At 62.6% G+C, this 22,790-nt stretch carries 18 protein-coding genes; 9 read left to right on the forward strand and 9 right to left on the reverse strand.

The window, feature by feature from the left end; genetic code table 11:
• The first annotated feature begins 1 nt into the window (after position 1).
• The 3 genes from glmS to DSM107133_RS11920 are packed head-to-tail and all read left to right on the forward strand — an operon-like array spanning position 2 to position 3,048.
• The gene (glmS, locus tag DSM107133_RS11910) at positions 2-1,822 is read left to right on the forward strand and encodes a glutamine--fructose-6-phosphate transaminase (isomerizing) (RefSeq protein ID WP_114291357.1); all 1,821 of its coding nucleotides are present in this window, start codon (positions 2-4) and stop codon (positions 1,820-1,822) included.
• A gap of 3 nt (positions 1,823-1,825) precedes the next feature.
• On the forward strand, positions 1,826-2,377 hold the full coding sequence (locus DSM107133_RS11915) for a pyridoxamine 5'-phosphate oxidase family protein (protein ID WP_114291358.1): 552 nt from the start codon (positions 1,826-1,828) through the stop codon (positions 2,375-2,377).
• The gene (locus tag DSM107133_RS11920; protein WP_114291359.1) at positions 2,374-3,048 is read left to right on the forward strand and encodes a DNA alkylation repair protein; all 675 of its coding nucleotides are present in this window, start codon (positions 2,374-2,376) and stop codon (positions 3,046-3,048) included. The genes DSM107133_RS11915 and DSM107133_RS11920 overlap by 4 nt, the downstream gene beginning before the upstream one ends.
• 98 nt (positions 3,049-3,146) lie before the next feature.
• On the opposite strand, the gene DSM107133_RS11925 is transcribed toward DSM107133_RS11920, so the two are convergent.
• Positions 3,147-3,641 carry a hypothetical protein gene (locus DSM107133_RS11925; RefSeq protein ID WP_114291360.1) on the reverse strand — a complete coding sequence of 165 codons (495 nt, stop codon included), beginning with the start codon at positions 3,639-3,641 and terminating at the stop codon, positions 3,147-3,149.
• 85 nt (positions 3,642-3,726) lie between these two features.
• Here DSM107133_RS11925 and moaA point away from each other — a divergent pair, with 85 nt between their 5' ends.
• The 3 genes from moaA to DSM107133_RS11940 are packed head-to-tail and all read left to right on the forward strand — an operon-like array spanning position 3,727 to position 7,013.
• Positions 3,727-4,734 carry a GTP 3',8-cyclase MoaA gene (gene moaA / locus DSM107133_RS11930; protein ID WP_114291361.1) on the forward strand — a complete coding sequence of 336 codons (1,008 nt, stop codon included), beginning with the start codon at positions 3,727-3,729 and terminating at the stop codon, positions 4,732-4,734.
• Positions 4,735-6,015, forward strand: coding sequence for a 3-deoxy-D-manno-octulosonic acid transferase (locus tag DSM107133_RS11935; protein WP_114291362.1), 1,281 nt, complete (start codon positions 4,735-4,737; stop codon positions 6,013-6,015).
• Complete coding sequence (locus DSM107133_RS11940; RefSeq protein WP_114291363.1) at positions 6,012-7,013, forward strand: glycosyltransferase family 4 protein; 1,002 nt, start codon at positions 6,012-6,014, stop codon at positions 7,011-7,013. Before DSM107133_RS11935 ends, DSM107133_RS11940 begins: the two co-directional genes overlap by 4 nt.
• Positions 7,014-7,089: 76 nt before the next feature.
• Here the strand turns inward: DSM107133_RS11940 and DSM107133_RS11945 are convergent, their stop codons facing one another.
• The 5 genes from DSM107133_RS11945 to DSM107133_RS11965 form a co-directional block, all read right to left on the reverse strand.
• Complete coding sequence (locus DSM107133_RS11945; RefSeq protein ID WP_114291364.1) at positions 7,090-8,253, reverse strand: M20 aminoacylase family protein; 1,164 nt, start codon at positions 8,251-8,253, stop codon at positions 7,090-7,092.
• A gap of 41 nt (positions 8,254-8,294) precedes the next feature.
• Complete coding sequence (locus DSM107133_RS11950) at positions 8,295-9,458, reverse strand: M20 aminoacylase family protein (protein ID WP_114291365.1); 1,164 nt, start codon at positions 9,456-9,458, stop codon at positions 8,295-8,297.
• A 30-nt stretch (positions 9,459-9,488) separates the two neighbouring features.
• A complete protein-coding gene (locus DSM107133_RS11955) occupies positions 9,489-10,832 on the reverse strand; it encodes an FAD-binding oxidoreductase (protein WP_114291366.1) in 1,344 nt (447 codons plus the stop codon).
• 148 nt (positions 10,833-10,980) lie between these two features.
• Positions 10,981-12,144, reverse strand: coding sequence for an acetylornithine deacetylase (argE, locus tag DSM107133_RS11960; protein WP_114291367.1), 1,164 nt, complete (start codon positions 12,142-12,144; stop codon positions 10,981-10,983).
• A gap of 1 nt (position 12,145) precedes the next feature.
• Positions 12,146-13,981 carry an ABC transporter ATP-binding protein gene (locus DSM107133_RS11965; RefSeq protein ID WP_114291368.1) on the reverse strand — a complete coding sequence of 612 codons (1,836 nt, stop codon included), beginning with the start codon at positions 13,979-13,981 and terminating at the stop codon, positions 12,146-12,148.
• Between the two features lie 278 nt (positions 13,982-14,259).
• On the opposite strand from DSM107133_RS11965, the gene DSM107133_RS11970 reads away from it, so the two are divergent.
• The 3 genes from DSM107133_RS11970 (at position 14,260) to DSM107133_RS11980 (ending at position 18,112) form a co-directional block, all read left to right on the forward strand.
• Positions 14,260-15,978 carry a peptide ABC transporter substrate-binding protein gene (locus DSM107133_RS11970; protein ID WP_114291369.1) on the forward strand — a complete coding sequence of 573 codons (1,719 nt, stop codon included), beginning with the start codon at positions 14,260-14,262 and terminating at the stop codon, positions 15,976-15,978.
• A 102-nt stretch (positions 15,979-16,080) separates the two neighbouring features.
• Positions 16,081-17,118 (forward strand): ABC transporter permease, encoded by a 1,038-nt coding sequence (locus tag DSM107133_RS11975; RefSeq protein WP_114291370.1) that lies wholly within the window; start codon positions 16,081-16,083, stop codon positions 17,116-17,118.
• Entirely contained in the window at positions 17,111-18,112 is a 1,002-nt protein-coding gene (locus DSM107133_RS11980; RefSeq protein ID WP_114291371.1) for an ABC transporter permease, read from the forward strand. The genes DSM107133_RS11975 and DSM107133_RS11980 overlap by 8 nt, the downstream gene beginning before the upstream one ends.
• A gap of 72 nt (positions 18,113-18,184) precedes the next feature.
• Here the strand turns inward: DSM107133_RS11980 and DSM107133_RS11985 are convergent, their stop codons facing one another.
• From DSM107133_RS11985 to DSM107133_RS11995, 3 genes are all read right to left on the reverse strand, one after another.
• Complete coding sequence (locus tag DSM107133_RS11985) at positions 18,185-19,462, reverse strand: DUF3422 domain-containing protein (RefSeq protein ID WP_114291372.1); 1,278 nt, start codon at positions 19,460-19,462, stop codon at positions 18,185-18,187.
• Between the two features lie 195 nt (positions 19,463-19,657).
• Positions 19,658-21,094 carry an NAD(P)(+) transhydrogenase (Re/Si-specific) subunit beta gene (locus DSM107133_RS11990; RefSeq protein WP_114291373.1) on the reverse strand — a complete coding sequence of 479 codons (1,437 nt, stop codon included), beginning with the start codon at positions 21,092-21,094 and terminating at the stop codon, positions 19,658-19,660.
• Between the two features lie 13 nt (positions 21,095-21,107).
• On the reverse strand, positions 21,108-22,682 hold the full coding sequence (locus tag DSM107133_RS11995; RefSeq protein ID WP_114291422.1) for a Re/Si-specific NAD(P)(+) transhydrogenase subunit alpha: 1,575 nt from the start codon (positions 22,680-22,682) through the stop codon (positions 21,108-21,110).
• Positions 22,683-22,790 lie beyond the last annotated feature (108 nt).

The raw sequence follows: 22,790 nt of genomic DNA on the forward strand, positions 1-22,790 counted from the left end.
TATGTGCGGAATCGTCGGCGTTCTGGGCAACCACGAAGTGGCCCCCATTCTGGTCGAGGCGCTCAAGCGTCTGGAATATCGCGGCTATGACAGCGCGGGCATCGCCACCGTGAACAAGGGCACACTGGACCGCCGCCGCGCGGTGGGCAAGCTGGTGAACCTGAGCGATCTGCTGGTGCACGAACCGCTGGCGGGCAAATCCGGCATCGGGCACACCCGCTGGGCCACCCATGGCGCGCCTTCGGTCACCAATGCGCACCCGCATCAGGCGGGGCCTGTGGCCGTGGTGCACAACGGCATCATCGAGAACTTTCGCGAGCTGCGCGCCGAGCTGTCGCAGGCCGGTTTCCAGTTCGTGACCGAGACCGACACCGAAACCGTCGCCCTGCTGACCCAGATGTATATGGACGCGGGCGCAGACCCGGTTCAGGCCGCCAACCAGACGCTTGACCGGCTGCACGGTGCATTTGCGCTGGCGTTTCTGTTTCAGGGCGAAAACGATCTGATCATCGCCGCCCGCAAGGGGTCTCCGCTGGCCATCGGGCACGGTGATGGTGAAATGTTCGTAGGTTCGGACGCCATCGCGCTGGCGCCTCTGACCGACCGCATCACCTATCTGGAAGAAGGTGACCGCGCAGTTCTGACCCGCACGTCGCTGGAAATTCATGATGCCAACGGCAATTTGGCCAACCGCGCCATCAAGACCATCCAGATTGATTCTGCACGCGTGGACAAGGCCGGACACAAGCATTTCATGGCCAAGGAAATCGCGGAACAGCCCACGGTGATCGGCAATGCGCTGGCCAACTACCTGACCGCTGACGGGCACATCGCCCTGCCCGACCCCGGTGTGGATTTCACCGCCATCGACCGGCTGACGCTGGTGGCCTGCGGCACCGCCTATTATGCCTGTCTGACCGCGAAATACTGGTTCGAGCAGATCGCCCGTATCCCGGTCGAGGTCGATGTGGCGTCCGAGTTCCGCTACCGCGAGCCGCCGATCCCCGACCGCACACTGGCGCTGTTTGTGTCGCAATCGGGCGAAACCGCCGACACGCTGGCCGCCCTGCGCTATTGCGAGGGCAAGGCTGCGCGCATCCTGTCGGTGGTCAACGTCCCCGAAAGCTCGATCGCGCGCGAAAGCGATCTGGCGCTGCCGATCCATGCGGGCATCGAAGTGGGCGTCGCCTCGACCAAGGCGTTCACCTGCCAGTTGACCGTTCTGCTGATGCTGGCGCTGAAGGCGGCGTCGGACCGGGGCACATTGTCGAAGGAGGCGCTGGCCGATCATGTGTCGGCCTTGCGCAGCCTGCCTGCGCTGATGACCACGGCGCTGGAACAGAACAAGGCGATGCAGAACACCGCACGCCGCCTGTCAGAGGCGCGCGATGTGCTGTTTCTGGGGCGCGGGCTGATGTATCCGCTGGCGCTTGAGGGTGCATTGAAACTCAAGGAAATCAGCTATATCCACGCCGAAGCTTATGCGTCGGGCGAGCTGAAACACGGCCCCATCGCGCTGATCGACAAACATGTGCCCGTGGTGGTCATGGCCCCGCGCGATGCGCTGTTCGACAAGACCGTCAGCAACATGCAAGAGGTCATGGCGCGCAAGGGCAAGATCGTGCTGATCTCGGACGCCGCAGGGCTGGAAGAAGCCGGCGACGGTGTCTGGGCGTCGATTGTGATGCCCACGGTGCACAATGCCGTGGCCCCGATCCTCTATGCGCTGCCGGCGCAACTGCTGGCCTATCACACTGCCGTGGCCAAGGGCACCGATGTGGACCAGCCGCGCAATCTTGCAAAATCCGTTACGGTGGAGTGACCCATGGGCAAACAGTTTGACAGCATCGAAGACGACCACGCGAAATTCATCGCCCAACAGCACATGTTTTTCGTGGGCAGTGCGGCAGACACGGGCCGTGTGAACATCAGCCCCAAGGGGATGGATGCCTTGCGGGTCATGGGGCCAAACCGCATCGTCTGGCGCAACCTGACCGGATCGGGCAACGAAACCGCCGCCCATCTGGCGCTGCACAACCGCATCACGCTGATGTGGTGCGGCTTTGAAAAACGCCCGATGATCATGCGTGCCTATGGCACCGCCCGCACCCTGCACCCGCGCGATGCGGAATTCGCCGAACTGGATGCAATGTTCGAACCCTCGCCCGGCGCGCGGCAGATCTATGACGTGACGGTGGACATGCTGCAAACCTCCTGCGGCTACGCGGTCCCCTACTTTGACCACGCAGGCCCGCGCGACACCTTGCAAAAATGGGCCGAAACCAAAGGCCCCGACGGCGTTTCGACCTATTGGAGCGAGCGCAACCAGACCAGCATCGACGGTCTGCCCACACATATATTGGACACCAAAACATGACACCCGAAGCGGCCCTGGCCGAAATCAACGACCACGCCGATCCCGAACGGGCGACAGGCGCGCAAGCCTATCACAAGGCCGACCGCACCTATCTGGGCGTGCCCAATCCGGTGTTGAACGACCTGACAAAGACATGGCGGCAAGAGCTGGACATCGACACCCGCGTCGCACTGGCCGACGGTCTGTGGAAGACCGACATTTTCGAGGCCCGCATCGCCGCCGCCAAGCTGCTGACACAGGCCCGCATGGACCCTGACGCCGAGGTCTGGGCGCTGATCAAGTCCTGGGCGCCTGACTTCGACAGCTGGGCCATTGCCGATCATGCCTGCATGGCAGGCCAGAAGCGTCTGATCGCCGATCCGTCGCGTCTGAAAGAAATCGAAGAGTGGACCACCAGCGATCACATGTGGACCAAACGCGCGGCGCTGGTCATCACCCTGCCCTGGACCAAACAGAACCACCCCAAACCGCAAGAGGCCGAAGCCCGCGAGCGCATTCTGGGCTGGGCCGCCGACTATGCGCCCGACGGTCGCTGGTTTATCCAGAAAGCCGTCTCGTGGTGGCTGCGCGACCTCAGCAAGCACGACGCTGCCCGCACCCGCGCCTTTCTGGCCGAACACGGCGACACGATGAAGGCCTTTGCGCGCAAGGATGCGGCCAAGTTCCTGTGAGCACACTTGAGGGTGGCTGCCATGTGCCGCCCCCTCACCTTCATCTTGCCAAATAAACGCGCGCCGCAGGCTCCCGCACTGTCGCCGCAGTGCCCCGTTCAGGATGCGCTGAACACCTCAACCTCGGGCAATCCGGTCAACGGTGCCTCCAGCGTCTGGAATGTCGACAGCGACATCCGGCTGCCCCCCGTTGCAGGCCCCTCGATCGGGATCAGCGTCACCGCCACCGATTTTCCCGACACAGCATAAACCACCCGCCCGGGCTGTTCGCTTGTGACCAGCGGCGTTTTCAGCCACAGCCCCGGCTCGGACGGGCTGCCCAGCGACGCCACCGTCACCCCCAAACGTCCCCCGACAGCCGCAGGCGCCGTGGCGGCGGCCTTTTCCTCGGCGCTGACCGTATCAAACTCGGCCACGGTGCGCGCGCCTTTGGCGGGCAATGCAGCGTCAGGTCGCGCTTTGGGGCGCACGTCGACACTCATGCCGTCGGCGCGGGTCTCGGCCACATCCGGGCGCGGTTTCAGGAAATCGGGCAAACGCGCGCAGCCCGTCAGGGTGCAGGCGCAAATCAGGGCAAGGGTCAAAGTTTTCATACCCTCATGCTAAGCACAGCCCACAAGGTGCATCAATGCGCATTCCCCCTTGCTGCGCTTTCCCGCCAGCCTTACCTATAGAGTCATGAACGCACCCTTGATTGACCCCTTCGCCCGCGCGATCACCTACCTGCGCGTCTCTGTCACCGACAGATGCGACTTTCGTTGTGTCTATTGCATGTCCGAGAACATGACCTTTCTGCCCAAGAAAGAGCTGCTGACCCTGGAAGAGCTGGACCGCATGTGTTCGGCCTTTGTCGATCTGGGCGTGGAAAAGCTGCGCATCACCGGTGGCGAGCCATTGGTGCGCCGCGAAATCATGACGTTTTTCAACAGCATGGCCCGCCATCTGGAGGCAGGCACGCTGAAAGAGCTGACACTGACCACCAACGGCAGCCAGCTGGAGCGGTTCGCCAAGGATCTTTATGCTGCCGGCGTGCGCCGCGTGAACATCTCGCTGGACACGCTGGACGAACAGAAGTTTGCCGACATCACCCGCTGGGGCCGCCTGCCGCAAGTGCTGCGCGGTGTTGATGCAGCACTGGCTGCCGGTCTGCACGTCAAGATCAACGCCGTGGCGCTGAAAGGCTTTAACGAGGACGAACTGCCCACGATCACGCAATGGTGTGCCGAACGCGGCATGGACCTGACGTGGATCGAGGTCATGCCGATGGGCGATCTGGGCAACGAGGACCGTCTGGGCCAGTACTGGTCCCTGAAAGATGTGCGCGCGCGCTATGCAGAGCACTATACCGTCACCGATCTGGCCGAACGCACGGGCGGGCCTGCGCGTTATGTGCGGCTGGAAGAAACCGGCCAGAAAATCGGATTCATCACCCCGCTGAGCCATAATTTCTGCGAAAGCTGCAACCGCGTGCGCCTGACTTGTACGGGCGAGATTTACCTGTGTCTGGGGCAAGAAGACATGATGGACCTGCGCGCACCGTTGCGGGCGCATCCCGATGACGACGCCCCCCTGCACGACGCCATCCGCGCCGCGATCGGGATCAAGCCCAAGGGCCATGATTTCGACTATTCCCGCCAGAAGGCCGACGGGCAAATGCCCCGCCACATGAGCCACACCGGCGGCTGAATGCGCCCGACTGCCCTTTATCGCGCCTATGTGGCGGCCGCCGCATTGGTGGTGCCCTTTGCCGCCCATGCCCGCATCAAACGTTTGCGCCGCGACGGGGTTGCGGTGCACCGTGCGCATGAAATTCTGGGGCACACCACCGAACAGCGCCCCGGCGGGTTGCTGATCTGGTTCCACGCCGCCTCGGTCGGGGAAAGCCTGTCGGTGCTGCCGCTGATCGCCGCCATTGGTCAGCAACTGCCTGAAGCACGGTTCCTGATCACCTCGGGCACGCCCACTTCGGCGGCGCTGATTGCCGCGCGGATGCCGCCGCGCTGCGTGCACCAGTTTGCCCCGCTCGATGCCGCGGGACCGGTCAAACGCTTCCTGAAACGCTGGCGGCCGGACGCGGCGGTCTTTGTGGAATCCGAGCTGTGGCCGCAGATCCTGGTGCGCGCGCGCCGCGCCAATGTGCCGCTGGCGCTGGTGGGTGCACGTATGTCGCTGCGCTCGCTGGCACGCTGGGGCAAATTTCCACGCACGGCGGCGTTCATTCTAGGCCAGTTCCGACTGATCCTGACCCAGAACGCCGAAATGGCCAAAGCGCTGACAGATCTCGCCCCGCCGCACACGTTGGTCGAGACCGGTTTCAACCTCAAGAGCCTGTCACCGGCCCTTCCCGTGCATGGCGCGGCGCGCACCCGTCTGGCCGAGATTATCGCGCAGCGCCCCACATGGGTGGCTGCCTCGACCCATCCGGGCGAAGAGGCCGATGCGCTGCTGGCCCACGCCCATGTGCTGAAAACACACCCTGATGCCCTGCTGATCCTTGCCCCCCGCCACCCTGACAGGGGCGACGAGGTGGCCGTTCTGATCGAGAACATGGGCCTGACCCACACCCGCCGCACCTTGGGCGACACACCCGACGCGCAGGTCTATCTGGCCGACACGCTGGGCGAGATGGGGCTTTGGTACGCGCTGGCCCCTTTCGTGTTTCTGGGCGGCTCTCTGCAACCACACGGCGGCCACAACCCCTATGAGGTGGCCCAAGCCGGAGCGGCGATCCTGACCGGTCCGCATGTGTCGAACTTTGCCGAAACCTTCGCGCCGCTCGAAGCGTGTGGCGCGGTGCAACTGGTGGCCGACGGGCGCGATTTGGGCGAACGCGCCCTGCACTGGATCGACACGCCCCAAGCCTTGGGGCGCGCGCGCACCGCCGCGACCGATTTCGTCGCCAAACGCGACACGGGTGCTGCCGACATCGCGGCCCGCCTGGTGACCGCACTGGACCTCGGCCCATGACGCGCCGCCTGTTTGTCACCAATTTCAACCGCAATTACACCGGCGTCTCGGCCACGGCGGCCAATGTGGTACGCCGGCAACTCGGGCGGTACGACCTGCATCTGGTGGGCCAGCCCCTGCCCGGATGCCCCGCCCCCATCACGCTCAAACAGGCCCGCGCGCTGTCGCATGACCCCTGCATCTGGCATGTGCGCCGCAACACCGAAATGCGGGCAGCCCTCTGGGCGCGCGACGTGCTGCGCCTGCCGGTCAAGATCGTGTTCACCTCGGCGGCGCAACGCCGCCACTCGGCTTTTCCGCGCTGGTTGATCAGCCGCATGGACGCGGTGATCGCCACCACGGACACCGCCGCAAGCTTTGTCCCCCATGTGCGCGCCACCGTGCCGCACGGGGTCGACACCGATCTGTTCACCCCCGCCCCCGACCGCGCCGCCGCTTGGGCTGCACTGGGGTACGGCGGCACGCGCGGCATCGCCACTGTCGGCCGCATCCGCCCGGAAAAGGGCACCGACCAATTCGTCGCCGCCATGATCGACCTGCTGCCAACCTTGCCCGGCACAACGGCCCTGATCATAGGACGCGCCGCCCGCAAACATCAGGAATTCCTGCAAGACCTCGCATCCCAGATCGCCGCCGCGGGCCTGTCCGACCGCATCCTATTCCCCGGCGAGGTTCCCGCCACCGGCCTGCCCGCCCTGATGCGCGCCCTCAGCCTTGTGGTGCAATTGCCCCGCTACGAGGGCTACGGCATGGTCCCGCTGGAAGGCATGGCCAGCGGTGTGCCCTTTGTCGGCACCGATGCCGGCTATTACAACGCGTTCACAAATGCCCAGACCGCCGGGCTGATCGCCACGCCGGACACTGCCGCCGAAGCCGCCCGCACGATCCTGACAGGTAATTTCGACCAAATGGCTCAGGCCGCCCGCGAAACGGCCCGCACCCAATTCTCGGCCCAGTCCGAAGCCGACGGCATCGCAAGGGTCTACGAAACCCTTTAGGCGTGCCTTTCTTTTGGCCCTAAATATCCCGGGGGAGGCCGCAGGCCGGGGGCAGCGCCCCCAACCCGTCCGTCAATCAGGCCGCAGGCATCCGCTGTTCGACAATGCCGGCCCACCACGAACACCCCGCCGGAATCGCCTCGTCGTTAAAGTTGTATTCGGGGTGGTGCACCATCGCGCCCGCGCCGTTGCCGACCAGAATATAAGCCCCCGGACGCTCTTCGAGCATAAAGGCAAAGTCTTCACCGCCCATGACCAGCGGCGCATCATCGCAAGCACCAGATACCGAGCGCGCCACGTCGGCTGCGAATTCGGTCTGGTCTTCGTGGTTGGCCATGACCGGATAACCACGGTGGTAATCCACATCTGCCACACCGCCGAATGTCGCGGCGATGCCCGAGGCAATCGCGTTGATCCGCGCTTCGGCCAGATCGCGCATCTCGGCGCTCATGGTGCGCACGGTGCCCTTCAGGTGGACCCGTTGCGGGATCACGTTGAACGCCTTGGACGAGGTTTCGAACGAGGTCACCGAAACCACCACCTGATCCACCGGATCGGCGTTGCGGCTGGCGATTGTTTGCAGCGCCAGCACCAGTTGCGAAGCCATCACGGTGGTGTCCACGGTCTCATGCGGTTTCGCCGCATGGCCGCCCTTGCCTTCAACATAGATGTCGAACTGGTCAGTCGCCGCAAAGAACGCCCCCGAGCGGATCGCGAATTGCCCAGTGGGCAGGCCGGGCCAGTTGTGCATGCCATATACTTCCTGCACACCCCAGCGGTCCATCATGCCGTCGTCGCACATTTCCTTGCCGCCGCCGCCGCCTTCTTCGGCGGGTTGGAAGATCAGCACCACGGTGCCGTCGAAATTGCGGGTTTCGGCCAGATATTGCGCCGCCCCCAGCAGCATGGCGGTGTGCCCGTCATGGCCGCAGGCGTGCATCGCCCCATCGGTTTTCGAGGCATACTCCAGCCCCGTCTGCTCGTGGATCGGCAGCGCGTCCATATCGGCGCGCAGGCCGATGACCTTGCCCGATGTGTCGGTCTTGCCCTTGATCACCCCCACAACACCCGTGCGCCCGATGCCGGTGACAATCTCGTCACAGCCAAAGGCTTTCAGCTTGTCCGCCACCAGCGCGCTGGTGCGGTGGGTGTCGAACAGGATTTCGGGGTTCTCATGCAGATCGCGGCGCCAGGCGGTGATGTCGGCGTGCAGCTCTGCAAATCGGTTCTTGACGGGCATGGTCTTTCTTCCTTCTTGATGTGTTTCGCTGGGTCAGGCGCTCAGGCCTGCGCCAGCCTTTGTTCGACAATCTCGGCAAACCAGCTGCATCCGGCCGGAATCGCCTCGTCGTCGAAGTTGTATTCGGGGTGGTGCACCATCGCGCCGGGGCCGTTGCCCACAAGGATGTAGGCACCGGGCCGCGCGTTGAGCATAAAGGCAAAGTCTTCGGCGGCCATCACCGGCGGGATGTTTTCGGTCACATCGCCGGCCACCGCACGGGCGGCGGCAATGGCATATTCGGTGTTCTCTGCGGCGTTCACGGTGACCGGATAGCCCACGACATAGTCGACCTCGGCCACGCAACCATAGGCCTGCGCCGTGGCGGTCGCGATTTCTTGCACACGTTTCTGCGCCATCGCGCGCACGTCCTCGTCCAGCGCGCGCACGGTGCCCTTCATCGTGGTCGCCTGCGGGATCACGTTGCTGACATGGCTGTCCGAGTGCAGCGCCCCCACGGTCACCACGACCGAGGACAGCGGGTTGGCGTTGCGGCTGGCGATGCTTTGCAGCGCCACGATCACATGGGCGGCGGCAAGGTTGGGGTCGATGGCCTCGTGCGGGTTGGCGGCATGGCCGCCCTTGCCCACCACGCGGATGGTGAATTCGTCGGCGCTGGCCAGCAGCGGGCCGGGGCGGATGGCGAAGGTGCCGGTGGGAAAGCCGGGCATGTTGTGCATGCCATAGACTTCCTGGATGTTCCATCGGTCCATCAGACCGTCATTGACCATCTCGCGGCCACCACCGCCACCCTCTTCGGCGGGTTGGAATATCAGCACGACGGTGCCGTCGAAATTGCGGGTCTCGGCCAGATATTGCGCCGCGCCCAGCAGCATCGCGGTGTGGCCGTCGTGGCCGCAGGCGTGCATCTTGCCCGGCACGGTCGACGCATAGTCCAGCCCCGTCGCCTCGATGATGGGCAGCGCATCCATATCGGCACGCAGGCCGATCACGCGGTCGCTGTTGCCACGCCCCTTGATCACGCCGACAACGCCGGTTTGGCCGATGCCGGTGGTGATGTCATCAACGCCGAACGACCGTAGCTTGTCTTCGACGAACCTGGCCGTCTCGTGCACATCGAACATCAGTTCGGGGTGCGCGTGCAGGTGGCGGCGCCACGCGGTGATGTCGCTGTGCATCTCGGCAAATCGGTTCTTGATCGGCATGGGACGGTCTCCTTCGGGGCTGATTTGGGTCTAAATTCCGGGGCCAAGGGTCATGGCCGATCCGTCGCTGAAACGGGACAGGCGGAAACGATGCAGATCATGCCCCACCTTGTCGCCCGTGACCAGAGCGGCCAGCACCCGCCCCATGCCGGGACCGATTCCAAAGCCGTGGCCGCTCATGCCGGTGCCGACCGTCAGGCCGGGAATACTGGCCACGCGGTCCACCACGGGCACGATGTCGGGCATGGTGTCGATCATGCCGGCCCAGGTCCTGGCCTGGCGCACCTCGCCCAATCCGGGCATCATGGCGGCGAACTGGCGCAGCAGCTTGGCCGCCTTGCGGTGATTCGGTTCGGGGTTCAGCACGCGCATCCGCTCGAAGGGGCTGACGTCGTCATCCCCCCAGTGGCGCGGCGTGCCCCATGCGTCGGGGAAGCCCGCAGGCGCGCGCGGCAACAGACGCACGCCAAAGGGATCAGACCGCAACTGTGTCATGTAGTGCGGCAGGCTGCGAAAGGCTTGCGGGCCGACGAACAGCTCGGAGAACCCGCCTTGGGCAAGGGAATATCCGCCGTCGGCGCGATGACGAAAGGCCACTTTCCTGTCGGTCGCCCCGCCCTCGTAGGTTGCCCCCATCGGCTGTGTTGCCACCACCGTGGCCCGCACGCTGAGTTGCGGAACGAAAACCCCGTGCCGTTGCAGGAACAGCGAGGACCATGCACCACCGGCCAGAACCACCTGAGGCGCCTTGATGCGGCCCTGTTCGGTGATGACACCGGCGACCTTGCCACCCTCGATGTCCAGCCCGCGCACGGCGCAGTTTTCGACCAAAGTGGCCCCTTCGCGCGCCGCGATGCCTGCCAATGCAGGCACTGCCACCCATGGTTCTGCGCGCATGTCCTGCGCTGTGTAGATGGCACCGGAATAGCGGCGCGACAGGCCCGGAATCAGCTGCGCTGTCTCGGCACTGCTCAGCATCTTGCTGTCCAGCCCATGGGCGCGCGCATGATCCAGCCATGCCTCGTATTTGGCATAATCCTTTTCGGATTCCGCCAGATAGGTCACGCCCTCCTGCCGCAGGCCGATGTCAACGTTGGTCTGTTGCGCCAATGCGCGCCAGTGGTCCGCCGCCTCGAGCACGATGGGAATCTCATCAGGGTCGCGTCCCTGCACCCTGATCCAGCCCCAGTTGCGGCTGGACTGTTCGGCGGCGATGCGGCCCTTTTCCAGCAAGACGACACGTTGGCCTGCGCGGGCCAGAAACAGGGCCGTGCAGACGCCGATCACACCGCCGCCAATCACCACAACATCCGCCTCTTGCGGGGCGGGTCCGGGCCAATTTGCGGGTGAGTCCATAAAGGTGGGAAAGCTCATGGGCCGCACCCTACGCCCTGGATTGGCGGGTGCAAGATGCGGCGAAATCCTGAAAGGATTTGAGGCTGAAAAATGCTACATTTTTCAGCGTGTCACCGGCGGCTTGTAACGCAATGACGTGACGTCAAATCCGCCTCTGCGGCGAAAGCTACCCCAGCCGCGCCACCAGATCGCGCATGAACTGATGTCCCAGATCGAACTGCGCCACGGTGATGAACTCGTTGGGCTGGTGCGCCTGCGCGATGTCGCCGGGACCACAGACCACCGCCGAATAACCGGCCGCCTGGAACTGCCCCGCTTCGGTGCCGTAGCTGACCACATGTCCGCCATTGTCACCGGTGATCCGGCGCACCATCAACTCGGCCGCGCCATTTTCTTCCGGCTTTAGCGGTGGCACGGAAAAGCGTTCCTTGATCTCGACCCGCGCATCGGGGTGAACAGTCTGCATCCGTGCTTCGATCGTCCGCACATGCTCAAGATAGCTTTCTTTCAGCGCCTCGGGGTCGTCCCCCGGCACCGCGCGGAAATCCATCGAGAACCAGCAATCCTTGGCGGTGATGTTATGGGCCGTGCCACCGCTGATCTGGCCCACATGCCATGTTGTCACGGGTGGTTCGAACATCGCGCCCAGGGCGGTGGGCGGATTGGCAAAATTCTCGGCATTGCGCTGGTTGGCAAAGTCGATGATTTTCGCGCCCTCAAGGATGGCGGACACGCCCGTGTGCAACAGGGACGAATGCACCTCGAAGCCGATCACATGGGTGTCAAACCCCTGCCCGCCCTTGTGGCCGGTCACGGCTTGCAGCATCGACGGTTCGCCCACGATCACCAGTTCGCCCTTGGGCAGCACGGGCTGCATCGCCGCGATCATCGGTGGCGCGCCGGTACAACCGACCTCTTCGTCAAAGCTGAGCGCCAGTTGCAGGGGGCGTTTGACATCGGCGTACTGCGCCTCGACCAGCGCCCAGATTGCCAGCGCGTCAAAGCCTTTCATGTCACAGGTGCCGCGCCCGTAATACTTGCCGTCCCGTTCTGTCACCGTCCACGGATCGCTGTCCCACGGCTGGCCGTCGACCGGCACCACATCCGTGTGGCCCGACAGTACGACAGCGCCCTCTTCCCAGGGTCCCACATGGGCAAACAGCGCTGCCTTGTGAGGTTGGTCGGGATCGGGCCAGCGGTGGGCGGTGATTCCATGCGATGCCAGATAGACCTCGACCCAGTCGATCAGCGGCAGGTTGGTGTCGCGCGACACGGTGGGAAAGCTGATGAGTTTGGTCATCAGCTGCAACGGCGTAAGGCGTTCGGGCATGTCAGTATCCGCTGTCGGTGGTCAGGACTTTGTGGCCGGGCGAAATCTCGCGGTATTCCGACGGGGCGGCGACGTAATCCGCCGGGTGAATGGGGGACGGGATCGGCTTGAAGTTCAGGTCTTTCTCGTCCTTGCGCTGGCGCGGATCGGCGATGGGCACCGCCTTCATCAGCGCTTGGGTATAGGGGTGCTGCGGGTTTTCGAACACCGCACTGCGTGGCCCCAATTCGACGATTCGTCCCAGATACATCACCCCGACAAAGTGGCTGACCCGTTCGACCACGGCCATGTCGTGGCTGATGAACAGGAATGACAGGTCCATTTCCTCTTGCAGCTCCATCATCAGGTTCAACACCTGCGCCTGCACCGACACATCCAGCGCGCTGACCGCCTCGTCCGCGATGATCAGCTTGGGGTTCAGCGCAAGGGCGCGCGCGATGGCGACCCGTTGGCGTTGCCCGCCGGACAGTTCGTGCGGATAGCGGCGCATGAAACTGCGCGGCAGCTCGACACGGTCGAACAGCATTTCGATGCGCTTGCGCCCTTCGTCGCCCTTGAACATGCCATAGTTCTGCATCGGTTCAGCCACCTGATCCGAAAGTTGCATCTGCGGATTCAGGCTGGCGAACGGGTCCTGAAAGATCATCTGCATGTCCAGCCGCGCGGTGCGCAGATCGTGCTGGTTCAGCGCGATGATGTCCTTGCCGCCCAACCGGACCTCGCCCGAAAGCGGTTCGACCAGACGCAGGATCGAGCGGCCCGCAGTGGATTTGCCGCAGCCGGATTCGCCCACAAGGCTGAGCGTCTGGCCCTTGTTGATCGAAAACGACAGGTCTTCGACAGCATGGACATTGGCCACAGTGCGCCGCAACAGCCCACCCTTGACCTCGAAACGTGTGGTCAGGTTGCGCACCTCAAGCAGCACTTCGTTCTCTTCGCCGACAATCGGTTTGATCTCGCCCTGATTGCGGCCCAGCAGCTTCATCGGTTCGGGATATTGCTTGCCCGTCATTTCGCCCAGTTTGGGCACGGCGGCCAGCAAAGCCTTGGTATAGGGGTGTTTGGGCGCCTCGAAGATGTCGGCGACCGGGCCTTCCTCGACCTTCTTGCCGCGGAACATGACGACAACGCGGTCGGCCATTTGCGCCACCACGGCCATGTCGTGCGTGATGAACATCACGGCGGTGCCGGTTTCGCGCTTCAGCCGGTCCATCAGCGCCAGAATTTCGGCCTGAATCGTCACGTCCAGCGCGGTTGTGGGTTCGTCCGCGATCAGAAGGCGCGGCTCGCAGGCCAGCGCCATGGCGATCACGACACGCTGGCGCATGCCGCCGGACAATTCGTGCGGGTATTGTTGCAGACGACGTTCGGGTTCGGGGATGCGCACCTGTCGCATCAGTTCCAGCGCGCGGGCGGATGCCTCTTTTTTGGTCATCCCCTTGTGCAGGCGCAGCCCTTCGGTCAGCTGGCGGCCCACGGTAAACACCGGGTTCAGCGCGGTCATCGGTTCCTGAAAGATCATACCGATTTCATTGCCGCGAATCGTGCGCATCAGGCTTTGATCGGCCTGTGCCAGATCCACCTGCGCATGGTCCTTGCGGTCAAACATCAATTGCCCGCCGGCAATTCTCCCGCCGCCGAATTCAACCAGACGCATCAGCGACAGCGATGACACCGACTTGCCCGAGCCAGATTCGCCCACCACGCAGACCGTTTCGCCCGCGTTGATGGAAAAGGACACGTCCTCGACACCCAAAACAGGGCCGTCTTTGGTCTGGAATTCGACCCGCAACCCTCTGATATCGGCAATCGGCCCTTCGGCCCCGTGGTCCAGCATAACATTCCCCGATTGTTTTGACGTGAACGCTACGGCCAATGATCGGGCACTGTCAAACGCATCCCGACGTTTGCCCATTTATCGGGCATCTCTGGGGTTGCTTTTTCCGTCAAGTCTGTTTCGATGTGGCCATTCGTCTGGGGGGCGCGCTAGAAATTTCACTGTAATCGCATGGTTACGCAAGGTAAATTTCACGACCCCAACCGACGCTACACTGCGTGCACCCGGCAAATGGGGCACGCCAAAGACACAAACATGTGTCCAACAAGGAGTATGTTATGAAACTCAAGACCCTATTGCTTGGCGCGGCTGCCAGCGTTGCCTTTGTACCGATGGCAATGGCCGCCGGTCACGAAGGCCCGCAAGGCCGCGATGGCGAGGTGAAAATCCTCTATTGGCAAGCGCCCTCGATTCTGAACCCGTTCCTGTCGGGCGGTACCAAGGACATCGAAGCGGCTTCGTTGGTTCTGGAGCCACTGGCACGCTACAATGAAACCGGTGAAATGGTGCCCTTCCTTGCTGCCGAAGTGCCCACCGTGGCCAATGGCGGTGTGTCCGAAGACCTGACCACCATCACATGGAAAATCAAGGAAGGACTCATCTGGTCGGATGGCACGCCGGTGACATCCGCCGACGTAAAGTTCACCTCGGAATACTGTATGCACCCCGAAGGCGGCTGCGCACAGGCGGCGTTCTTTGACGGCGTCGAATCCGTCGAAGCGGTGGACGACCTGACCGTCAAGGTCACGTTCAACCAGCCCAAGCCAAACCCCTATGGTCCTTTTGTCGGCGGTCAGTCCCCGATCATTCAGGCCGCGCAGTTCGCTGACTGCCTGGGTGCCAAGGCGCCCGAATGCACCGAAGCCAACTATAACCCCATTGGCACCGGCCCGTTCAAGGTTGCGGATTTCAAACCGAACGACGTGATCCAGTACGAAGCCAATGAAAACTACCGTGAAGAAGGCAAACCCGCCTTTGCCAAGGTCACGTTCAAAGGTGGCGGCGACGCGAACTCGGCCGGTCGTGCGGTTCTGGAAACAGGCGAATTCGACTATGCCTGGAACCTGCAACTGGCACCCGACGTCATCGCCAAGATGGAAGCCGCCGGTTACGGCAAGGCTGTCGCCGGTTTTGGCCCGCTGCTTGAGCGGATCGAGATGAACCTGACCAACCCGTCACCCGACCTGCCGCCCGAAACACGTTCGACCGTGGCAGAACCGCACCCGATTCTGGGCGATGTGAAGGTGCGCAAGGCGCTGTCGATGGCCATCGACCGCGAACTGCTGACCGAAGTGGGCTATGGCAAGGCCGGTGCGCCGACCTGTAACCTGGTGCCTGCACCTGCGATCTATGCTTCGGACAACACCGACTGTCTGACGCAAGATCTGGAAGGCGCCAAGGCCCTGCTGGAAGAAGCCGGCTGGACCGACAGCGACGGTGACGGCGTGCGCGAAAAAGACGGCATGAAGCTGTCGCTGCTGTACCAGACATCGACCAACGCCGTCCGTCAGGACTTTCAGGCGCTGATCAAGGATTGGTGGAGCCAGATCGGTGTTGAAACCGAACTGCGCAACCTCGATGCTTCGGTGTTCTTTGGTGGTGACCCCGGTTCGCCCGACACCTTCCAGAAGTTCTATGCCGATGTGGAAATGTATGCCAACACGTTCAACGGCACAGACCCCCAGCAGTATCTGGCGGCCTACCGTTGCGGCGGCGAACCCAAGCCATCCAGCCAGTGGCAGGGTGAAAACATCAACCGCTTCTGCGATCCGGCCTATGACGCCATGATCGACGAGCTGGCCCGCACCGGTGATCTGGATGCGCGCAGCGCGCTGGCCAAGAAGATGAACGACATGCTGACCAAGGACACATACACCATCGTGCCGCTGGTCAACCGTGCACGGGTTTCGGCACATGCCAATTCCTTGGGCGGTGTTGTGCTGAACGTCTGGGATTCCGAGCTGTGGAATGTCGCAGACTGGTATCGCGTCAAGTAATCAGCCATACTGTTGTTGTGTCCCCTTTTCGGGGGACACAGCCTTCCGGCCCTCGGGACAGGGTCGCAATAAACAAGACTGACGCATAAAGGCGCCACACACATGATTACCTTTGCAATCCGCCGGTTGATCCTGTCGATCCCGACGCTTTTGTTTATCAGCCTCGTGATCTTTCTTCTGCTGCAACTTGCGCCCGGTGATCCGATGGCGCAGGTGCCCCTGACGGTGCCGCCGGAAGTCAAAGAGAAAATGCGCATCGCGCTGGGGCTGGGTGAACCGCTGTACGTTCAATACTGGAAATGGATGGTTCAGTTCTTCTGGGTCGAACCCATGGTCTTTATCGACTGGCTGACCCGCGACAGCACCCTGCTGGGCTGGCTACCCGATACATCGTTCTACGATGGCCGTCTGCGTATGCTGTCATGGCAGACACGCGGGCCGGTGATGAACCTGGTGGTGCAATCCATGCCCCAGACGATCTGGGTTGTCGGCATGGCCTATGTGGTGGGGGTGCTGATCGCGCTGCCCATCGGCATCTATTCGGCCTATCGCCACTATTCGGTCTTTGACCAGACCGGCACATTCATCACCATGATCGGCTTTTCGATCCCGCCGTTCTTTACCGGCCCCCTGCTGATCGTGATCTTTGCGGTGCAGCTGGGCTGGTTGCCGTCGAACTACAACACCGTCCACGAGGTCACCAACTGGGAGACATTCGTTTACCAGCTGAAACAGATGGTGCTGCCGGTGATGGTGCTGGCGCTGCAAACCACGGCACAGATCAGCCGTTACATGCGTTCGGCGATGCTCGACAACCTTGGCCAGGACTATGTGCGCACCGCCCGCGCCAAGGGCCTGCGCGAGGGGGTCGTTGTCATGGTTCACGTTCTGCGCAACTCGATGATCCCGGTCATCACCGTGATTGCGCTGGGTATCCCCGCGATCTTTGGCGGTGCGATTATTACCGAGAACGTCTTTGGCGTGAACGGCATCGGCTATCAGTTGCTGATTGCGCTGTTTGCCAATGACATCCCGACCGTGATGACGCTGACCTTTATCTTTGCCATCCTGATTGTCCTGTTCAACCTGATCGCCGATGTCCTTTACGGCGTGCTCGACCCGAGGATCCGCTATGACTGACCAACCCCTTGTGTCCGGTCCCGACCCCGAGATTGACGAACAGGCTTACGGCGCGTTGCAGGACAAGGGCCCCATCGCCCCGCCCCGCAGCCAGTGGCATGACGTCTGGAACCAGTTCAAGCACCACAAAGGTGCGATGTTTGGCGGCGGCTTCTTGATCTTTATCACCCTGTTCGTGCTGGTCGGCCCCTATATCTGGACGCTGGATGCGCAAAAGCTGGACATCCGCGCCAAGGATATGCGCCCGGTCTGGACCCTGATCTGGGACGGCGAGGCCAAGGCCGCCTGGGCGCATCCCTTTGGCACCGACCAGCTGGGCCGTGACCTGCTGGCCAACCTGATCAAGGGCGGGCGCGCGTCGATGGCCGTGGGCTGGGCCGCGATGATACTGGCGCTGTTTATCGGCACCTTTGTCGGCGTCGTGTCGGGCTATTTCCGCCGCGCCGATTTCTGGCTGATGCGCTTTACCGATCTGGTGTTGTCCCTGCCGATCCTGCCGCTTCTGCTGGTGGCCGTGACCCTGTTCCGCCAGCCTCTGCGGGCCAACTTTGGCCCTGAAACAGGCATGTTCATCCTGATCGTCGGAGTGGTCGGCATCACCTCGTGGATGCAAACGGCGCGGATCGTGCGCGGCGACATTCTGGCGCTGAAGGAACGCGAGTTCATTCTGGCGGCGCGCTCCATCGGCACCAAGAACTCCAAGATCATCATGCGCCACCTGTTGCCCAACGTGATTTCACCGATCACCGTGTCGGCCACGCTGGGACTGGCCACCGCGATCATCACCGAAAGCGCGCTGTCCTTCCTTGGCGTCGGCTTTCCGTCGGACTTTCCCACGTGGGGCAAGCTGCTGGCGGATGCGGTGCAGCGGATGGAACAGTACCCCGAACGGGTGATGCTGCCCGGCATCGCGATTTCGCTGACGGTGCTGTCGGTGAACTATCTGGGTGACGGTCTGCGCGACGCGCTGGACCCGCGCATTCGCGGACGCTGAGCGATAGCAGCTACGAGAAAAGACAGGCGGTCCTTTTGGGGGCCGCCTGTCTTCTATCGAGGTAACGCCCGCCTATTCCACATGCCGCTTGATCCGGTGCAGCATCAACCACACCGCCCCGATCACCGGCAGGGTCACCGCGGCGGTCATCATGCCCTTGCTGATGTCCAGATGTGCCGCAAGCGGATACAAAAGATAGCCCGCCAGCGACACCGCGTAATAGCTGACCGCGACCACCGACAGCCCCTCGACCGTGCGCTGCAAGCGCAGTTGCAGGTCCGAGCGGCGGTCCATGCTGGCCAGAATCGCCTGGTTCTGGGCAGAACGCTCCACATCGACCTGCGTACGCAACAGTTCCGAGGCGCGAATGGCGCGGCCTGACATGGCGTGCAGACGTGCTTCGGTTGCCTTGACGGTACGCATCGCCGGTTCGTAGCGGCGCATCATGAATTCGGCAAAGCTTTGTCGGCCCAGAAACCGCGCCTCGCGCAGCACAGCGATGCGTTCTGCCACAAGCGCCGTATAGGCCCCCGTCGCGGCAAAGCGATAGGCCGACCGCGCGCCCTGCTGTTCGAGTGCAACCGAGACACCCAGCAGCGCATGCAGGGTCTCCTCGGCGCGCGCATCCGCGCTGCGCATGGTCTCGGTCAGGTCGTTCAGCTGCCTGTCCAGCGTGTTCAACGGCCCCGCCATTTCACGGGTCTTGGCAAAGCCCAGAAGCGACATGGATTTATAGGTCTCGATCTCGCACAGCCGCTGCACGATCCGCCCCACCCGTCCGGGCCCTGTGGTGTCGCTGACATAGACGGCAAAGCGCAGGTGCCCCGCGGGATCAATGCGAAAATCCGATGCGATGACCGCCGAGCCGTCCAGCACATCCGCCACCGCGATGCTTTCGGCCACCAGCCACGAGTCCAGCTCGGGCAGTATCTGTTTGTCATCTGCCGGGCGCGGCATCACCCGGAACAAAGCCGAGGTGATGCGCACACCTGACATGGCCTCTTGCCAATGCTGCGGGAACACCTCGAACTCGGCAGGGTCAAAGGCGCGCGCGCTCAGCCCCGGCAGGAACACCGTGTAGGTGACAAATTCCGTATGCTGTTCCCACTTGATCGTATATTTGCCCATCGGACCAAAGTAATGGGTCGCCCCCGCGTCCGGGCGTGGCGCGCCATAATGATCCAGCAAGGCCGTCAATTGGGCCAGGGCGGCAGCACGGTCGGCTTCGTCGGGGCGGTGCTTGATCGCCAGATAGGCGGCCATGGCCGGCGCATTCAGCACCGGAAAGGGGCGCGCATGCAATTCCGACGTCAGGCGATGGCGCAAGGGGTGGTCGATCACTGGTGGCATGGTCCGGCCCTGTTGGTGTGTGCTGGCAGAAACCTGTAACGGAGCAAAACCCAAAAAGATAGCAAAAATGTAGCAATATCAATCCATTACAGAATACAACTGTATACCGAACCCCGATCACCCCCCCCGCCCGATCCGCCAAACAAAAAGGCAGGCCACGATGGGCCTGCCTTTTCACGTTGATTTTCAGTGGGTTCAGTCGATCATCGGCAGCAGTTTGTCGATCGACGCCTTGGCATCGCCGTAGAACATGCGCGTGTTCTCTTTGAAGAACAGCGGGTTCTCGATGCCCGAATAGCCGGTGCCCTGACCGCGTTTGCTGACGAACACCTGCTTGGCTTTCCAGCACTCCAGAACCGGCATCCCGGCGATGGGGCTGTTGGGATCGTCCTGTGCGGCAGGGTTCACGATGTCGTTCGAGCCGATCACGATGGCGACGTCCGTATCGGGGAAGTCTTCGTTGATCTCGTCCATCTCCAGCACGATGTCATAGGGTACTTTGGCCTCGGCCAGCAGCACGTTCATGTGGCCCGGCAGACGCCCCGCAACGGGGTGGATGGCAAAGCGCACGGTCTTGCCTGCCGCACGCAGCTTGCGCGTCAGCTCGGCCACACCCTGCTGCGCCTGCGCTACGGCCATGCCGTAACCGGGGATGATGACGATGCTGTCGGCCTCGTTCAGGGCTGCGGCCACGCCGTCCGCCTCGATCGCGACCTGTTCGCCCTCGACCTCCATCTGCGGACCGGTGGTGCCGCCAAAGCCGCCCAGGATCACGCTGACAAAGGAACGGTTCATCGCCTTGCACATGATGTAACTCAGGATCGCACCGGACGAGCCAACCAGCGCACCCACCACGATCAGCAGGTCGTTGCCCAGACTGAAACCGATGGCCGCCGCCGCCCAGCCGGAATAGCTGTTCAGCATCGACACCACCACGGGCATATCCGCACCGCCGATACCCATGATCAGGTGATAGCCGATGAACAGCGCCGCCAGCGTCATCAGGATCAGGGGCAGGAAGCCGCCCGTGCTGACGTACCAGATCAGACAGACCAGCGACAGGCCCGCCGCCGAGGCGTTCAGCACATGACCGCCCGGCAGTTTGGTCGCCTTCGAATTCACCCGCCCTGCCAGCTTGCCATAGGCAATGACCGACCCGGTAAAGGTGACCGCACCGATAAAGATGCCCAGAAACAGCTCAACCTGTAGAATGTTGATCTCGACCGCTTCTTTCTTGGCAATCAGCTGGCCGAAATTGCCCAGTTCCTTGACCGTGCCGTCAGCGATGGCCGCCGCGACATTGCCAATCTGGAAATGCGCGACAAAGCCGACAAAGACCGCCGCCAGACCGACCAGCGAGTGCATGGCCGCCACCAGTTCGGGCATCTGCGTCATCTGCACCCGTGTCGCCAGTTGATAGCCGATGACCCCGCCAGCCGCGATCAGCACGATTGAAAGCCACCAGAAACCGGTGCCCGGCCCGATCAGCGTGGCAAAGACCGCCAGCGCCATACCGGCAATGCCGTACCACACCGCGCGCTTGGCGCTTTCCTGTCCCGACAAACCGCCAAGGCTGAGGATGAAGAGGATGGCTGCGACCACATAGGCCGCTGTCGTAAATCCAAAATCCATTGTCTAAGCCCCTTTAAGATTTCTGGAACATGGCGAGCATACGCCGTGTCACAAGGAAGCCGCCAAAGATGTTGATACCGGTCATAAAGACCGACACCGCTGCCAGAACGACCACAAGGAACGACCCCGACCCGATCTGCACCAAGGCACCCAGAATGATGATCGACGAAATCGCGTTGGTCACGGCCATCAGCGGCGTGTGCAGGCTGTGCGCCACGCCCCAGATCACCTGGAACCCGACAAAGACCGACAGGACAAACACGATAAAGTGCTGCATGAAGCTGGCAGGTGCCACAAGGCCCACACCCAGCAGCAGCACCGCACCAACCACCAGCAAGGTCACCTGGCTTTTGGTCTGCGCCTTGAACGCCGCGATTTCGGCGGCGCGTTTTTCTTCCGGCGTCAGTTCCTTGACCGCTTCCTTTTTGGGTGCTGCGGCAATCGCGGCAATCTTGGGGGGCGGTGGCGGAAAGGTGACTTCCTTGGCGTGGGTCACGGTGGCACCGCGAATCACGTCATCTTCCATGTTGTGATTGATAACGCCGTCTTTTTCCGGCGTCAGGTCCGTCATCATATGGCGGATATTGGTCGCATACAGCGTCGATGCCTGTGTCGCCATCCGGCTGGGGAAATCTGTGTAACCGATGATGGTCACGCCGTTTTCAGTGACGATTTTCTCGTCCTTGACGGTCAGCTTGCAGTTGCCGCCCTTTTCCGCTGCAAGGTCCACGATGACCGAGCCCGATTTCATGGCCTTGACCATGTCTTCGGTCCACAGTTCGGGGGCTTCGCGGTTGGGGATCAGCGCCGTGGTAATGACGATGTCCATTTCGGGGGCCAGCTCGCGGAACTTGGCCAGCTGCGCCTCGCGGAATTCGGGGCTGGAAACGGATGCATACCCGCCCGAAGCCGAGCCATCCTGCTGTTCTTCCTCGAAATCGAGGTAGACGAACTCGGCGCCCATGGATTCGATCTGTTCGGCCACTTCGGGGCGCACGTCAAAAGCGTAGGTGATCGCGCCCAGCGACGTGGATGTGCCCACAGCCGCCAGACCGGCCACACCGGCACCCACCACCAGAACCTTGGCAGGGGGCACCTTGCCCGCTGCCGTGATCTGGCCGGTGAAGAAACGGCCAAAGTTGTTGCCCGCCTCGATCACCGCACGGTAACCCGCGATGTTGGCCATCGACGACAGCGCGTCCATCTTCTGCGCGCGGCTGATGCGCGGAACCATATCCATGGCAACAACTGTGCTGCCTTTTTTGGCAGCCGTTTCAAGCAGTTCAGAATTTGCACCGGGGTTGATAAACGAAATCAGCGTTTGCCCGTCGCGCAGGCGCTTGGCCTCGACCTCTTCGGGCGCGCGCACTTTGGCAACGACATCCGATGCTTTCCACAATGCGGCGGCTGTCTTGGCAATCTCGACGCCTGCGGCCGCATAGTCGGCATCGCTAAAGCCGGCTTCGGCCCCTGCACCCGTTTCAACAATGCACTCATGCCCGAGTTTTTGCAGCATCAACGCACTGTCGGGCGTCATTGCCACCCGGCGTTCGCCTTTGAATATTTCCTTCGGTGTTCCGATTTTCACCGCGCACCCCCCGTTTGATTCCATATCCGCCGCCCTGGCGGCGGTTAACGACATATTGACTAGCCTGCGACGCCCCTAGATACAAGCAGCGACGCTGCGATGCAGAGC

It is taken from the genome of Pseudosulfitobacter sp. DSM 107133, from assembly GCF_022788695.1.
Classification (GTDB): Bacteria; Pseudomonadota; Alphaproteobacteria; order Rhodobacterales; family Rhodobacteraceae; genus Pseudosulfitobacter.